The sequence below is a fragment of the Streptomyces sp. MNU76 genome (assembly GCF_020982545.1).
Classification (GTDB): Bacteria; Actinomycetota; Actinomycetes; order Streptomycetales; family Streptomycetaceae; genus Streptomyces.
In genome coordinates this window covers 1,373,244-1,387,342 of the sequence record NZ_JAJKLK010000003.1, presented here as the reverse complement: position 1 = coordinate 1,387,342, position 14,099 = coordinate 1,373,244, and the positions used below count along the sequence as shown (strand labels likewise).

The 14,099-nt window shown below is 71.2% G+C and carries 16 protein-coding genes and 1 pseudogene; 1 reads left to right on the top strand and 16 read right to left on the bottom strand.

Going from position 1 to position 14,099, the window contains the following annotated elements:
* Positions 1-107: 107 nt before the first annotated feature.
* From E4N62_RS12595 to E4N62_RS12515, 16 genes and pseudogenes are all read right to left on the bottom strand, one after another.
* Complete coding sequence (locus E4N62_RS12595) at positions 108-845, bottom strand: DUF317 domain-containing protein (RefSeq protein ID WP_230213952.1); 738 nt, start codon at positions 843-845, stop codon at positions 108-110.
* Positions 846-883: 38 nt separating this feature from the next.
* Entirely contained in the window at positions 884-1,519 is a 636-nt protein-coding gene (locus tag E4N62_RS12590) for an HAD family phosphatase (protein ID WP_230213951.1), read from the bottom strand.
* The gene (locus E4N62_RS12585; protein ID WP_230213950.1) at positions 1,516-2,679 is read right to left on the bottom strand and encodes an MFS transporter; all 1,164 of its coding nucleotides are present in this window, start codon (positions 2,677-2,679) and stop codon (positions 1,516-1,518) included. Before E4N62_RS12585 ends, E4N62_RS12590 begins: the two co-directional genes overlap by 4 nt.
* Positions 2,676-3,929 (bottom strand): ATP-grasp domain-containing protein, encoded by a 1,254-nt coding sequence (locus tag E4N62_RS12580; RefSeq protein ID WP_230213949.1) that lies wholly within the window; start codon positions 3,927-3,929, stop codon positions 2,676-2,678. Before E4N62_RS12580 ends, E4N62_RS12585 begins: the two co-directional genes overlap by 4 nt.
* Before the next feature lie 54 nt (positions 3,930-3,983).
* The gene (locus tag E4N62_RS12575) at positions 3,984-4,286 is read right to left on the bottom strand and encodes a hypothetical protein (RefSeq protein ID WP_037729836.1); all 303 of its coding nucleotides are present in this window, start codon (positions 4,284-4,286) and stop codon (positions 3,984-3,986) included.
* Between the two features lie 36 nt (positions 4,287-4,322).
* Positions 4,323-5,510, bottom strand: a complete 1,188-nt coding sequence (locus E4N62_RS12570) for an MFS transporter (RefSeq protein ID WP_268269166.1) — start codon at positions 5,508-5,510, stop codon at positions 4,323-4,325.
* 44 nt (positions 5,511-5,554) lie between these two features.
* The gene (locus E4N62_RS12565) at positions 5,555-6,034 is read right to left on the bottom strand and encodes a regulator (RefSeq protein WP_230214110.1); all 480 of its coding nucleotides are present in this window, start codon (positions 6,032-6,034) and stop codon (positions 5,555-5,557) included.
* A 34-nt stretch (positions 6,035-6,068) separates the two neighbouring features.
* Positions 6,069-6,910, bottom strand: a pseudogene (locus E4N62_RS12560) (winged helix-turn-helix transcriptional regulator).
* 41 nt (positions 6,911-6,951) lie between these two features.
* Entirely contained in the window at positions 6,952-7,356 is a 405-nt protein-coding gene (locus E4N62_RS12555; RefSeq protein ID WP_230213947.1) for a hypothetical protein, read from the bottom strand.
* A 10-nt stretch (positions 7,357-7,366) separates the two neighbouring features.
* Complete coding sequence (locus E4N62_RS12550; RefSeq protein WP_230213946.1) at positions 7,367-7,810, bottom strand: hypothetical protein; 444 nt, start codon at positions 7,808-7,810, stop codon at positions 7,367-7,369.
* On the bottom strand, positions 7,807-8,283 hold the full coding sequence (locus tag E4N62_RS12545) for a hypothetical protein (RefSeq protein ID WP_230213945.1): 477 nt from the start codon (positions 8,281-8,283) through the stop codon (positions 7,807-7,809). Before E4N62_RS12545 ends, E4N62_RS12550 begins: the two co-directional genes overlap by 4 nt.
* Before the next feature lie 99 nt (positions 8,284-8,382).
* Positions 8,383-8,706, bottom strand: a complete 324-nt coding sequence (locus E4N62_RS12540; protein ID WP_230214109.1) for an SH3 domain-containing protein — start codon at positions 8,704-8,706, stop codon at positions 8,383-8,385.
* Between the two features lie 181 nt (positions 8,707-8,887).
* The gene (locus E4N62_RS12535; RefSeq protein ID WP_230213944.1) at positions 8,888-9,637 is read right to left on the bottom strand and encodes a hypothetical protein; all 750 of its coding nucleotides are present in this window, start codon (positions 9,635-9,637) and stop codon (positions 8,888-8,890) included.
* Positions 9,638-10,373: 736 nt separating this feature from the next.
* Positions 10,374-10,859 carry a hypothetical protein gene (locus E4N62_RS12525; protein ID WP_230213943.1) on the bottom strand — a complete coding sequence of 162 codons (486 nt, stop codon included), beginning with the start codon at positions 10,857-10,859 and terminating at the stop codon, positions 10,374-10,376.
* Entirely contained in the window at positions 10,856-11,401 is a 546-nt protein-coding gene (locus tag E4N62_RS12520) for a DUF4913 domain-containing protein (protein WP_230214108.1), read from the bottom strand. The genes E4N62_RS12525 and E4N62_RS12520 overlap by 4 nt, the downstream gene beginning before the upstream one ends.
* Before the next feature lie 238 nt (positions 11,402-11,639).
* Positions 11,640-12,395: a site-specific DNA-methyltransferase gene (locus E4N62_RS12515; protein WP_230213942.1), complete on the bottom strand. Its 756-nt coding sequence runs from the start codon at positions 12,393-12,395 to the stop codon at positions 11,640-11,642.
* Positions 12,396-12,908: 513 nt separating this feature from the next.
* Here E4N62_RS12515 and E4N62_RS12510 point away from each other — a divergent pair.
* Entirely contained in the window at positions 12,909-14,042 is a 1,134-nt protein-coding gene (locus tag E4N62_RS12510) for a C40 family peptidase (protein ID WP_230213941.1), read from the top strand.
* The last annotated feature ends 57 nt before the right edge of the window (positions 14,043-14,099 follow it).

Sequence of the window (14,099 nt, the reverse complement as noted above, 5' to 3'; positions counted from 1 at the left end):
GTCAGCGGCGCAGCGCGGAGCACGAGCCGGCAGCCGGGGCGGGTGGGCGTGTGCTGGTGGTCCATCGGCGCACGCTGCTCGCCTGCAGAGCAGCGGGCCGTCGTGCCTCAGCGGCGCGCAGGAGATCCAGCGGGTCGGCGTGGCGGGCCGGGGCGGCACGACGGGGTGAGCCGGGCCAACCGCGCGAGATCCTCATCGAGAACACCCTTGTAGCGCAGGACGGGGGTGGGGTCGGCGAGGGCTGCGGCGGTGGCGGCGATCAGGTGCTTGGGAGTGCGTGCGGTGAAGGTCGCCTCGGCTCGGGTCCCCCAACCAGGCGGCCCGGCCCACAACGTCACCGTCTCGGCGTCCGAGCCGGCGCTGACGACGTCGATGCTCGCTCCGGCCCGCCCGTCCGGGGACACGATCTCCACCAGGCCGCGCGACAGAGGCTTCCGCTCCCAGCCCGCGTCGAGCAACGGCTGCACCGCGTCCGTCCAGTACACCGACCGGGAGGTGAGGAAGGAGTCGCTGTCCTCGTCCCATTCGGCGGCGAGGGCGCGGGTGAGTCCTTCGACGATCTCGGGTGGGGTGTTCTGGTTGATGCGCGCCGTCCAGCGGGGAGCGGAGACGGAGTCCTCGGCAGCGCTGATCAGCCACGTGTCGTAGTCGTCACCGAACCAGCCGATACGGATGCGGTGATCCGGCGAAGTGATGACCAGCTGACACGGCCCGACATCGAGGTGGTGATGGGGCCAGTGGGCCACGGGGGCGAAGCTGGGGTCGGCGTGTCCGGGTAGACCGGCAAGGTAGCGGGGCGAGACGTGGACGTCCCCGCTGACCCAGAGGTCGTCGTTCGAGCGCACAAGAGTCCTGAAAGGTAAGGGAGTTCGAGGGGCTGAGATCAGCCGGTGGTGACGGCAAGGGCCGCTTCGAGGTCGGTGATCCGGCCGGTGTAGTGCAGGGTGCGCAGGCCCAGGTTCTCGGCGGCCCGGCAGTTGTCGGCTCGATCGTCGACGAACAGCACCCGGTGCGGGTCGGTAGTTCCTGTCGCGGCCAGGGCGTGCCGGTACGCGGCCGGGTCGGGCTTGACCGTCTGCAGGCGGGCCGAGTAGAAGGCACTGGTCATGAGTCGGTGACACCAGTCGGTGGCGTCGAGGATGTCGCTGAGGTGGGCGGGCGCGTTCGACAGCAGGAACAGGGGCAGCCCGTTGTGGTGGGCGCGCTCCAGGACGGCGAGGACGCGGTCGTCGGTGGTGGTCCACATCGCGGTGTCGACGTCACGCAGTTCGCGCAGCAGGCGCGAGCCGGGGTGATAGCCGAGGACCCTGGCCCAGTACGCAAGGTCGCTGAGCCGGCCGGCGTCGTACGGTTCGCGGGCGTTCCAGAACGCGGTCTGGAACGAGGCGATGTCGTCCTCGGGCCAGCCGGCCAGCCGGGCGAGGCGGTGCCACTGGTCTGAGGAGGGCTGTCGGCCGAGGACGCCGTTGTAGTCGAGGATCACGGCGTCGGGACCGGTGGTCGTGTGGCTGGTGCTCAAGGGGTGGGTTTCTCCAGGGCTCGGTGGGCGAGGACGGCAACGGCGGCTGCGAGCAGGGCTGGCAGCAGCAGTGCGGTGGACAGGGTGGTGACGGCGGCGAGGGCGCCGATGAGGGCGGGGCCGGCGAGGAGGCCGACGTATCCGGTGACCGCGACGGTGGCGACCGCTCGGGGGCCTCCGGCACCAGCGGCGGTGATCAGACTGGGGATGGTGACGGACAGGCCCAGGCCGAAGGCCGTCCAGCCCAGCAGGGCGAAAGTGATGGTCGAACCGGCCATGCCGAGGGTGAGGCCGAGCGCGGCCAGGACGGCGCCGGTGCGGACGACGGTGGGAGCACCGAAGCGGGCGATGAGCTGGTCTGCGGTGAGGCGACCGGTTGCCATGGCGGCGCTGTAGAGGGCGTAGGCCGCGGCGCCGACTGCGGCTGTCGCGCCGAGGCCGTGCAGGTGGACCGCGGCCCAGTCGGCAGCGGTTCCTTCGCCCAGCAGCGTGGCGGCGGCAAGGGCGCCCAGCAGCCACAGTCGGCGCCGGGACAACCCCTCCCGCTCGTCCGAGTCCGGTGCAGCGCCGTGGTGGACAGGCTCGTGTGCGGGGCTGGCGACGGTGCGGGTGAGCCGCGCGGTCGCGCCTGTCGCCGCTGCGGCGCAAGCTGCCACCGTGGTGAACAGAACGGTGTGTGAGGTGTGAGCGGTGGCTGCGGCCAGCGCGGCGCCGAGGAGGGCGCCGAGGCTGTAACTCGCGTGCAGCCGGCCCATGATGGGGCGGCCGTGGACATCCTGGCAGCGGACCGCCGCGGCATTGGCGGCCACGTCGAGAATTCCGTGCGCGACGCCGAACACGAACGCCGCCGCCAGGAGGCTCGCCAGACTGGAGCAGAGCCCGAGGACGGCAAGACAAGCGGCGAGAGCTATACCACCGCCGGTCAGCAGCGCGGGCAGTCGGGCCGGGCGGGCGAGGCGTCCGCCTGCCTGGAGTCCGGCGACCATGCCGAGGGCGGCGGCCAGCAGGACCAGGGCAAGCCCGCCGGTAGTCACCTCAGCGGCGTTCTGAATGGCCGGCATGCGCGCACCCCAGACGGCCATCACCACACCCAGTCCGGCGAAGTACCCGGTCAGCAAGCGTCGGCTGCGTACCAGCTCGGATACTGCGGTCTGTCTCACGCGGCGCCCTGTCCGGTAGTCGGGGCCGACTGCGGGACCGGGGCGACCTGGACGTCGAGGTTGCGGTACGCCTCCTGGGCGCGGGCTTCGGCGACAGCGGCGGTCGGCCCGGTGGTGATCAGGTGTCCGATGCGGGCGGTGTACAGATCGCCGCCGTCCTGGGGCAGTACGAGCGGGTCGCCGGCCTGTCGCTGAAACCGCACGCGCTCCACTCCCCCGACGTGTGCCTTCAGGCGGCGGGCGGTGAGGGTGCCGGAGTAGGCGGGGTAGACGAAACGGATCGCCGCCCCCCGGTGGCGGGTGGACGTCAGGTCGGGGGTATGTCCGCAGGCGATGTCGGCGGCGGCACGGGCGAGGTCGACGCCGGTGGCCAGGTGGACGAGGTGGCCGATCATGTCGCCGCCCAGGCGTGCGTTGACCTCGATCAGCCGTGGCCGGCCGCCGACCAGCCGCATCTCGACGTGCTGCACGCCGTCGGTGATTCCCAGGGCCGCGATGGCAGCAGCGGCGGTCGGCGCCACCGTCGCGAGGAGCGGGTCGGCGGCGTCGACAGTGTGGCCGGTCTCGTCGAAGTAGGGTGCGGGACCCAAACGCTTGCGGGTCACGGCGACGGCGGTGGTGGTGCCTCGGTGGGTGACGCATTCGACGGAGACCTCCGGTCCGTCGAGGTACTCCTCGACCAGGACGCCGCTGTCGGCGCGGCTGCGGTCTGCGCCGGCCGAGGCGAACTCGAAGGCCGCGTGCAGCTCTTCGGGCCGGTCGATGCGGATCACGCCGATGCTGCCGGCCGCTGCGGCGGGATTGATGACGGCGGGGAAGCCGAAGGTCCTCGTCGCCCGTTCAGCCTCCCGCAGGGTCCGGGCGGTCACCGAGGCGGCCGACGGCACTCCGTGGCGGGCGAACAACGTGCGGGCGGTGGCCTTGTTGCGGCAGGCCCGCATCACCTCGACGGAGTTCGCGGCCAGACCGAGCGCGCGGGCGAGGCGGGCGGTGGGGACGAGGTTCCATTCGTCCCAGGTGATGACGCCGTCAAGGTCGTGTCGTTCCGCCAGAGCTCGGCCGGCGGCGAGCAGCGCGGTGGTGTCGTTGAGATCGGCGACGGCGTGGTCGACGATGTGCTGCTTCTCCCACGAGGGCTCGGTGCCGGTCAGCAGGACGATGTCGTACGCGGCGGCTACCTGCTCGAAGCAGTAGCCGCGATCCGCCTCATCACCCGGAGAGACGACGAGTACGAGGGGGCGAGCGGACAAGAAGGGGTTCTCCGAGTCGGTAGGCGGCAGGACGAGGGAAGAGATAGGCCGGTCTCAGGCGGCCCGGCGTCGGCGCAGCTCGAACACGCCGGCCCAGTGGGGGTGGTCGTCGATCAGGCGGCGGGCGTAGAGGGCGGTGAAGTTGTTGTTCAGCCCGGCGACGCCGTACGGAAGTTGGCGGCGCAGGTCTTCGAAGAGGTCCTTCAAACTGACCCGTGTGGCGCCGGCGGCCAGGCGGCGGGCGGCCATACGTTCCAGAGCGCGGTAGACGTGCGGATTGTGTGCGTCGAAGGCGTGGAACTGTTCGGTGATGGTGCGACCGCTCGCGCGGTTCGTCCCGAGGATCGTGGTGGGCATGAAGTTCTCCACAGGCTGGGGAAAGGCGCGGCAGGGTCAGGCGCGCAGGGCGGGATCGGTGCGCAGGCGGGCGAACGCGTACACCAGGCCGAGGGCCTGCAGACCGGCGCAGACGGTGATGACGTGGCCCAGCGCGTCGGGCGGGGTGAGCGCGGTGAGCACGCCGGCGACGGGGAAGGGCAGCAGGAGGACGAGGATGGTCGCCGACAGGGTGCTGCCGAACTTCTCCGCGGGGATCAGGCGGGAGCGCAGGGTGCGCAGGACCACCGTCATGCCGCCGTCGGCCGCCATGAGGACCGCGACCAGGACCAGGTAGGACCAGTAGTCGGGGGCCTGAGCGGCGGCGAGGCAGGCGAGCGAGGCGAGGGCGGCGCAGGCGGCGCCGACCGGCCACAGGCCCAGGCGGTCGAGCGCGAACCGGCAGAGCGTAACGCTGAGGAGCGTCGCTGCGGCGGCTGCGGACCAGACCAGGCCGACGGCCGTGGTGGACTGCCCGAAGTGCTGGACGACGATCACCGGGCCGGCCGCCTGGAGGAGTCCGGTGGCCAGGTTGGACAGGGCCAGCCCGGTCACAAGCCAGCCGAGAGCCGGAAGAGTGCGGATGGTGCGCCACCCGGTGAGGAGTCCGGCGCCGGACTGTCCCCTCTGCGCGCCGGCCAGGGCAACGGGCGAGGGGGGTGTGCGCAGGGCGAGCATCGCGGCGAGAAGCGAGAGCACCGTGATCACCGCGAGCATGAGCGGCGGCCCGGCGAGCAGGAGCACTCCGGCGAGGGCGGGACCGGCCAGGGTCGCGGTCTGGTCGATGCCGAGCAGGACGGCCTGGACGCGGTGGGCCCGCTTTCCTGCCTGCCGGCCTGCGGTAGCGCCCGCGGTCTCGGCCGCGATGTAGCTGAACTCGGTGAGCACGCCGGTCGTCGCCGCAAGCACCATCACCGTTGCGGTTGCCACGGTGCCGGACGGGTCGAGGTGGAGCAGGACCGCGCCTGCGGCGAGGGCCAGTGCGCGTCCCAGGGAGGCGAGGTGGAAGACGACTGCCGCCCCGCGCCGGTCGACGAGGGATCCGGCCCACCCGAACGCCGCCAGCCGCGGGATCCACTCCAGGGCGAACGCGGCGCCCGTCAGCGCGGCGGAGCGCGTGGTGGCCAGGACCAGCAGCGGGATGCCGTAGGTGCACATCGCGAACGCGAGGGCGTCCGCCGTGCGCGGCAGGTAGATGCTGCGCATCAGAGCGGCGCTGTGGCGTGCGTGCCGGGGTGCAGCCGCTTGGCTCACGCGGCCGGCTCGGGCTCGGACACCCGGGTGATCTGGGGGTTGCCGGCCAGCCAGTGGATCAGGAGGGTGCGGGGACGGGCCAGGTCAGCTTCGGTCTCGTCGCTGGTCGGCCGCGCGGCGGACGGCCGCGGGTGGCCGTCTGCGCGTTCGGTCGCGAGCGAGGGCGCCAGGAGGTCGAGGACGTGGCGGATGCGACTGCTGAACTCGCAGGCCGGTGCCGGGTAGGCGTGGCGTCGGGCCCAGCGCGCAGTGGCGTCGTACAGGTCGGCCAACTCCGTTCCCTGCTCGGTGAGTTCCAGGCCGGTGCCGGGCGCAACGCGGACGAGACCGTGGGCGCGGGCTGTCTCAGTAGCGCGGCGTAGTTGGTGCGAGGAGAGGTCGGGGAGGGTACCGGTCAGCCGCCTGGGGGGTATCGCCCCGTTGTCGTCGATCTCGGTGACCAGGCGGATCAAGGATCGCGAAGCCAGCACCTCGATCGCGTTGCGTACTTCGGCGGTGGTGAAGGGGTGGTCATCGGCGCGGGCCTCCTGCCGGGATGGTCGCCTGGGGGCGGGCGGGGTGGCGTGGGAGAAGAGATCGCGGTTGTGCCACGTCGGAGCGGACTCACTCGTCCGGGCCTGCGGGAGGGGTGTGGGGGCCGGCCTGGGCTGGCTGCTGATCCACGGCCTCGGCGCGGGCTTGGCCTGAGGGTGCCCCCAGACCGGGTGGTGGGCCGCCTGGTCGAGGGGCTGTCCGGCGGACCAGGCGGACAGGGCGCCGAGAACGGGGCTCAGGCCGTCGCCCGCCGCGGACAGCCGGTAGGGCCGACCGAGGCCCTCGGTGTCGACCAGGCCGTCGGCGACGAGCTGCCGCAGTGGCGGGTAGACGTTGGTCCAGTCGCTGCTGGGCATCGCGATCCGGGCCAGGGCCCGCCCGCTGACCTCCTCGCGGGACTTCAGCACCCACAAGATGGCGGCGGCGTGCCGCCGGGTGAGCAGGGTGAGGCTGTCCTCGATCTGCTCGATCGCGGGCAGCGGGCGGTCCGCGGTCTCCAGGTGTTCCTCGGCCCAGGTGACGATCATCGGCAGGACCGGCAGCAGGGCCGCGCCGCGCTCGGTGTGGCCGTAGGTCACATGCCGTGCGCTGTGTTCGGTGCGCTCGACGAGCCCGGCGTCGCACAGCGATGTGAGCTTGGGGTGGAGCTGGCCGTTCCGCAGCCAGGACACCTTGGCCGCCAGCTCGCTGTAGCGCAGCGGCGGGCCGGAGAGTGCCAGCAGGATCCGCACGTTCCAACGCGGGGTGATCATGGCGAGTGCTTCGGTGACCCGGGCGATGTCGGCATCGGTGTCGGGAGGCAGGGCGGTGATGGCCAAGGGAGGAACTCCTGGGGTGGGGAAGGGAGAACGCCAGCGGATCAGCGGCTGTGCGCCGTGCTCTGGACCGGACGAGGCGGAGCCGGAACGGGTGGCGAAGCAGCCGGCGGGGACGGTGCGACGCGGGCCAGGCTCTGCAAAACGGCGGCGACCGACTTGGCCTGGACGTCGCGGACTGCGACTGCCTCGGCGAGCCGGCGAGAGCCGTCGAGAAGGTGGGAGACCTCGTGCCGGCCGATCTGCCGCTCGGGGTGGACGAGCCGGGCGAGGCAGTCGCGGTGGACATCGATGCTGCGCTCGGCGAGGACGAGGTCGTCGTGCATGCCGAGCAGAGCGGAGAGCATGCCGGGCGGCTGATCCTGAGCGTGGGCTTCGAGGTCGGCGAGCGGCGCGCCGTAGAGGTCCTCGATCCGACCGGCTATCTCGGTGGACGTGAGGTGAGACAAGCGGGGGCTTTCACGGTCGGCGGGCCCGGGCCGCCCCGGGACGCTGAGGTGCCGGGGCGGCGGACGGGGACAGGGCTGCGGTGACCTTGAGTTGTTCCCTGCGGACAGGGCGGGCCCGCCGGCCGGGCGGAGGCATGGTGCGCAGCAGCTCGCCGAGGGCGGCGCGGTAGCCGTCGCGGGCGTCGAGGGCCGCCTCCAGCCACTGCGCGTCGAAGCGGAGCTTGTCCGCCGACAGCTCGCCCATGTCGCGGCCGGGATCCATGTCCGCGTGCACGCGGTCACGGACGCGGGCGACCTGCTCCTCGGTCAGAGCCAGGAAGGAGCGCAGTTCCAGGGCACGGGCCAGGGCGGGCGAGGCATCATGGCCGACAGCCGCCTCGTACAGTTCGGGAACCGGGTTCCCGAAGACCTTCTGCACCTCGCCGTCCATGGTGCTGGCCTTGTCCCGGCTCACCGGACGGGCCTTCCAGCCCGCCACGCCGACGCGGGTGTGCCTGCGGGCCGGTGGGGAGCGCTGGTCTGTACCGCTGGCCCGGTTCGGGGGCGCAGACGGGCGAGGCGTTCGGCGGCGAGGTCCTTCTTCCCCGGAGCGTCCGGGTCGAGGAGCCACCGCACGACCAGGGCCCGGCCATCGCGTGCGGTGACGGCGGCGTTCACGCGGTGGGCAAGGCCCATCGTCGGGTCGTCGACCTCGCTGGGCTGGGTTTCCAGCGCGGCGAGGAGGTCGTCCTCCGCACGGTCGAGCACCACCTGGGCCTCGACGAGCAGGCCGTGCCACCTGACCACGTCGGTGGCGTCGGGATGCGCGGCCGGCGCGGCGGCGACCACGGCCTTCAACTGATCCATGTCCATGGCGAAGCGCGCTTCGATCCGTTCGGTGAGCACGCCCACGACATCCTCAGCGTCATCGGATATGCCGTCGGACAAAAAGAAAACTCCTGTTCTGGAAGGGCCGATGCCCGGGGAAATATGAGAGGCGACTATGCCCGGCGGCTCAGCCAATTTCGGGCACGTGCTGAATGCCTGTCAGTCCAGGCAGATGCGGGTGTCGCGGTACACGTATGTGCCGGGGACCCAGCCCTTGACTCCGGCCGGCTTGTCCGTGATGCAGAGCCAGTTGCCGCTCTTCTTGCGCACGGTGAACGTGTGGCTCTTGCAGAGCACACCGAGCGCCGTGGACTTCGTGGCGGCCTTGGACCGGATGGTCACAGCCGGCGCGTGGACCTTGTACGGCAGCGGCGGGAGGTCCCGGCAGGGCGTCACCGTGTTCGTGGCCGTCGAGGCGGCGGCGACGGGGGCCGCGCTCGCGGGCGTAGCGGACAGCATCGGCAGAGCGATTGCTCCGAGCATCGCCGCGGATATGGCAATTCGGGTGGAGCGCATGCGGAAGAAACCTCCGTGAAGGCACAGGGATTACGCAGAAGGGCGCTGCGGGAGTTGTCCCGGCGGCTGTATAAGAGTCCGGAGAATCGCCGGTTTGGCTAACCGGCGATCGTCGGCTATGTTGCGCCGCCCGCATCGGACTTGGTGCTCAGCGCGACCGGCCGGGCGGGCGCGAAGCAGGCCCCTTTGCCACACCGGCCGGGCTGACGGCTGCGGCCGTCGGGCGGACCGGCGGGAGGGGACCGGCCTCTCCGGCCAGCCGGTCGTCGCACCACTGCAGGGCCTCGCCCACCGTGTCGAAGCCGCCTTCGCGCAGAGTGTGCGTCCACGCGTCGGTGTCGACCTCCTCGACTACGACGCGGAACGGGCTGGGGGCTCGCTCGTCCAGGGCGCGCAGTGCCACGACGGTGACCATGTCGTCCGGGTCGTCGCAGGTGAAGGAGTAGCCCATGGCGTAGTGGTCGCCGTCGCCCGCGAGGCGTCGCTCCAGCGCACGAGTCGCCTCATCAGCCGGCGGTGGCTCCAGCTCGGGGTCGAGACCGATGGCGCTCTGCGGGCAGCCGCGGTGGATGAGCCAGGACTGCGCCATCGCGGCCAGCGGCATGGCAGCCTGCTCGAAGGTGAACGTCCGCTCCTCGCGGTCCCGTTGCAGATGCACGGCGAGCAGCTGCGCCATACCTGGGTGCCCCCAGGTGGCGGTGCGGTCGAACAGGACGTAGTAGCTGTGCGCCCCGTTGGGGGTGTGGTGTGCGGCGAGGGGGACGAGCATGTCCTCGCGGACAGCGACCTGGCGGTAGAAGGCGAGGTACATCTCCTCGTCGGCATCGAAGTCGTCCAGCTCGAAGTCGAGTTGGGGGATGGACTTCCGGGCCGGCGCCGGTTCTGCAGGAGTCAACAAGGGCCTTTCGGTGGAGTTCAGCGCCGCTGCACCGGGGTGGACGGCGATGAGGCGGGACGGGCCGGGAGCGCGGGTGCCCCCGTGCCGTCGGGGTCCGACGGGCGGCGAACAGCGCGGCGCGCCCGGCGTCGGTGAGTGCGACCGGCTGGCCGGCGTGCACGGGGTGGCCGGTATCCCTCACGACCAGGCCGGCGTCCTCCAGCCGCTGCAGCTCGGCGTGAGGGACGCGGGTACCGGAGGCGGTGGTGACGGACATCCGGCCGGTCAGCAGGTTTTCGTAGAGCTTGGCGCCGCCTGCGATGGCGAGCAGCGCGGCCTGGTCGTCCATCGCGAGTCGATTCGCGCCTGGCGCACAGGCCGCTGCGGCGGCCTCGATGGGCTCCAGGGCGGCGAGCACCTTCCCGGCGGCGGCGTCCCTGGTGGCGGCGGCCTCCTTCAGTTGGTCCACGGTGCGGTCGATGCGCGTGAACAGGGCGTCGTCGACGTCGAACTCGCCGCTGGAAAGGCGGTTCAGGAGGCGGAGGTAGAAGGTGACGCCGGTCTGGGTCTTGGCCAGCTCGCGGTGCCGGTCGACCAGGTGGGCGTGTGGCTCGTCGAGGAGGCCGCGGTCGCGGTAGGCCCACAGGGTGTCGATGTCGTGACCGGTGACGGCTTCGAGGCGATGGTCGAGCGGGGAAACCGCACGCCGGGCTGGCGTCGGCGCGGATGCAGGGGGCATAGGCGAGGCTCCGTGCGTTCAGCGGGTGTGATGGTGCGCGGGGTCGTGTGCGGGACGGGGCAGGCCCGGCAGTGCGGTGGGCGGCGGACCGGGCCGGGGCACGGGAGTGCGGCTGGTCAGCTGCGGGGAGCGGGAGCGTGCCGCGTGGGTGCGGGCGCTCAGCGGCCGACGGGTCATCCCCAGGCGGCGGCCGACCTCGTCGTAGACGTCGTTGCCCGCACGCGGCCGGACGGCGACGACGTGGATCTCCTTCGGGTGCGCGGACTCCGCGGGCGCCGGGCGGACGCCGTAGACGACGCGCCAGTCCTTGCGCGAGTCCACGAACAGCTTTCGATAACCCACCAGGTCACCGTCGAGGCGTAGCCCGAAGCGCTGCGCGTTCACGACTTCCTGCAGGTAGGCGAGAGTCAGGTCGCGGATGTCGCTGGGGGCCTGGAGGAGATCGGTCAGCGCGCGGGGGTCGAAGCTCAGGCCGAAGGGGGGCTGCCCCTGTCCCACGGTCATGACGTCGACTCGTCCGGCTCGGCGGCCTCCGCCCGGTCCGCCGCCGTCTCCATACGCACGGACGGCGGCGGGCCGGGCAGAAGACGGTGCGCGGGCCGGTCGGGAGAGGTCATGCAGGCCGACAGCGGCCCGCCCGGTGCGCGGATCGCCGCAACGGCGTGCGTGAGGAAGTCCCGGTGCCACACGAACAGGCCGCTCAATCCCGCTTCGGGGTCCTTGTGCTGCTCGTACGCAAGCCACAGGGCGTGGAGCCAGGCCACGACATCGTCGTGCTCCTGCCACTGCAGACACCAGGGCGCCGCGGTGGTGACCTCCGCCCCGTAGACCGGGAGGAAGAAGTCGTCGACCCAGTCCGACAAGGCGTCGAGTTCGTCTTCCCTTTCCTCCCCGTCGAGTTCCAGGATCGGGCGGGGCTCCGGCAAAGCTGCGGCAAGCGGTCCGCCGAGCCCCGGCATGCCGAACGCGGCGAACGGCGATCCGCTCGGCTCCGGGGCGGACGCGAGGTGGTCGAGTTGCTGCGCCTGTTGCGCCGACTGCTCCATGAGCCGTCGGACGCTCGCCTCGATTCCCTCCAACTGCGGATCGGGAATACGAACCGGCTCCAACTCCCCATCGTCAGACGGTTTTGTGGACTCGGGCATGAAAAGGTTGGCCTCCTACGAGACGCGGAATGAGAGAAGGGCGAAATCGGCGAGGTGAAGCGGCCAGCGAGTTACCAGTCCGCTTTGCCGGATTGCCGACTTGGGCGCCGGTCGCCTTGACGCCAAGCGCGCTCGCGGCTCAGACGGCGAGAATCACGTCGTCTTGCGTGAGGGTCTCGCGGATCGTTTCGGTGAGCCGGTCGGCCGCGATCGACGCGTAGTGCTCGGTCTTCTCAACGCCGATGAAGTCCCGGCCTTCCAGCAGGGCGGCGACGCCCGTGGAGCCGGAGCCGGCACAGAAGTCGAGCACCGTGCCGCCCTCGGGGCTGATCTTGACCAGCTCGCGCATCACCTCGACGGGCTTCTGCGTGATGTGCTGGCGCTTCGCCCCCGAGGGCTGCGACGCGGAGTACATGCCCGGTAGATAGACCGGGTTGCGGGAGCCGTCGATCGGCCCCTTGCTGGCCCAGACGATGAACTCGCAGTTTTGCGTGAACCTCCCGCGCTGGGGCCTGGCCTGCGGCTTGTGCCAGGCCAGTACCCCACGCCACAGCCAGCCGGCCGCCTGGATCGCGTCCGTCGTGGTCGGCAGCTGGCGCCAGTCGGTGAACAGCAGCGCGGTCCCGCCGGTCTTGGTGAGGCGGTGGGCCTCGGTCATGATCTGCGTCAGCCAGAACGAGTAAGACCTCTGGTCCATGTTCTCGCCGGTGAAGTCGGCGAGGTCGTTCTTGGAATCGGCAGAGGTGTACTTCTGCTTCGCGGAGCGGGTCGTGCGCTCCTTCGCGGTCCTACCGCCCGAGTTGTACGGCGGATCGGTGATGACGGAGTCGACGCAGCCGTCCGGAAGGCCGGCGAGAACACTGAGGGCGTCGCCCTGGTGCAGGGAAAAAGGCAAAGAGGAACCCCTATTCGGGTGCGGAGTCGCGGAGGTAACCAACCGCCTCGCGCAGGAGTCCTCGCGGGCCGGAATTGGGCATGCAGAAGCCCAGGGCCGCAGACCGAGGAGGGCGAGGGGGAGTCCAAAAACTGTAGAGGCGAAAGCGCCGACGACCAAGAAGTGCGTTGCTGAGGTGCCGGATTCCGATACCTCACGCCGACTTTTTGGTCAACCGCCGATTCGCGCTTACTGTTTTTGAACCGCCCGGCGCACACCGCCGCTGGCTACTTCCCGCCACACCTCACGGAGGCACCCCCTTGCCTCGGCACACCTAGCTCACGGCCCGGCCACGCGGAGCGAGCGGCAACTCGCCCGCGCCGGCCCGTCCCGATCGCCCACCCCGGCCGCCGCGCCCTTCCACCACGCCTCGCGCACGCGGCACGCCGGACACCGCACCCCGAAGGACACGCTCATGACGTCTCGCTACCCGCCCCTGCCCGAAAACGCTGACCGGCGAGCCGTCCGCTCCGGTTGAAGGCGCTCGCCGCCGGCATCGGCGTCGTCTTCCTCTCCCCGATCCTGATCGCCTGCACCGGCATGATGCTGGCCTCCTCCGCCGACGCCGTGCAGAGCAGCGGCTCCTTCAGCAACTGCCTGACCGACCTCGACACCGACAAGGTCGCCGAACAGGTCACCAAGATCCTCGACGGCGCGTCCGGCAAGAACGTCCACATCAAGGGCCTGGACCTGCCCGCCGAGCAGGTCCCCAACGCGGCGACGATCGTGGCCACCGGCCTCTCGCTCGACGTCCCCAAGAAGGGACGGATCGTCGCGCTCGCCACCGCGATGCAGGAGAGCCGACTGCGCAACCTCAACTACGGGGACCGGGACTCGCTCGGTCTGTTCCAGCAGCGTCCCTCGCAGGGATGGGGCAGCGCCCAGCAGATCCGCGACCCGGTCTACGCGAGCGAGCAGTTCTACAAGCACTTGCTCAAGGTGAACGGCTGGCAGCAGATGACCATCACCCAGGCCGCCCAAGCCGTGCAGAGATCCGGCTACCCCGACGCGTACGCGCAGTGGGAGAACCTGGCCACCGCACTGCAGGAAGCCATCGCCAAGACCTTCCCCGGCAGCGGCAACGACGCGGACAGCAAGGACGCAGACCAGGGCAAGCAGCCATCGACCGGCACGACCGGCTGCGCGCCGGGCCAGGACGGATCCGGCTTCGGCCGCATCCCCGAGGGAAGCGTCCCCAAGGGATACGCGATCCCCAGAAACACCGATCCGAAGGCACGCAAGGCCATCGAGTGGGCGATGCACCAGCTCGGCACGCTCTACCAGTGGGGCGGCTCCTGCACCAACGCGCACGGCCCCGACCCCATGGGCCGCTGCGACTGCTCCAGCCTGATGCAGCAGGCGTACGCGCATGCCGACGTCACGCTCACTCGCACCACCTACACTCAGGTCAACGAGGGTAAGGCGGTCCCGACCGCCCAACTTGAGCCCGGTGACCTGATCTTCAGCCGTGGCACCGCCGCCCGGCCCGAGCACGTCGGCATGTACATGGGCGAGGGCCTCGTGATCGAGGCGCCGCGCACATCGAAGCCGGTCCGGATCACCCCGATCAAGGACTGGACGATTCTCGCCGCCCGCCGCGTCCTCTGACGCCGCCCCCGCCCCGGCACCGCTCCGGCGGGCCGCCGCCGCGGCCACTTCCGCGCC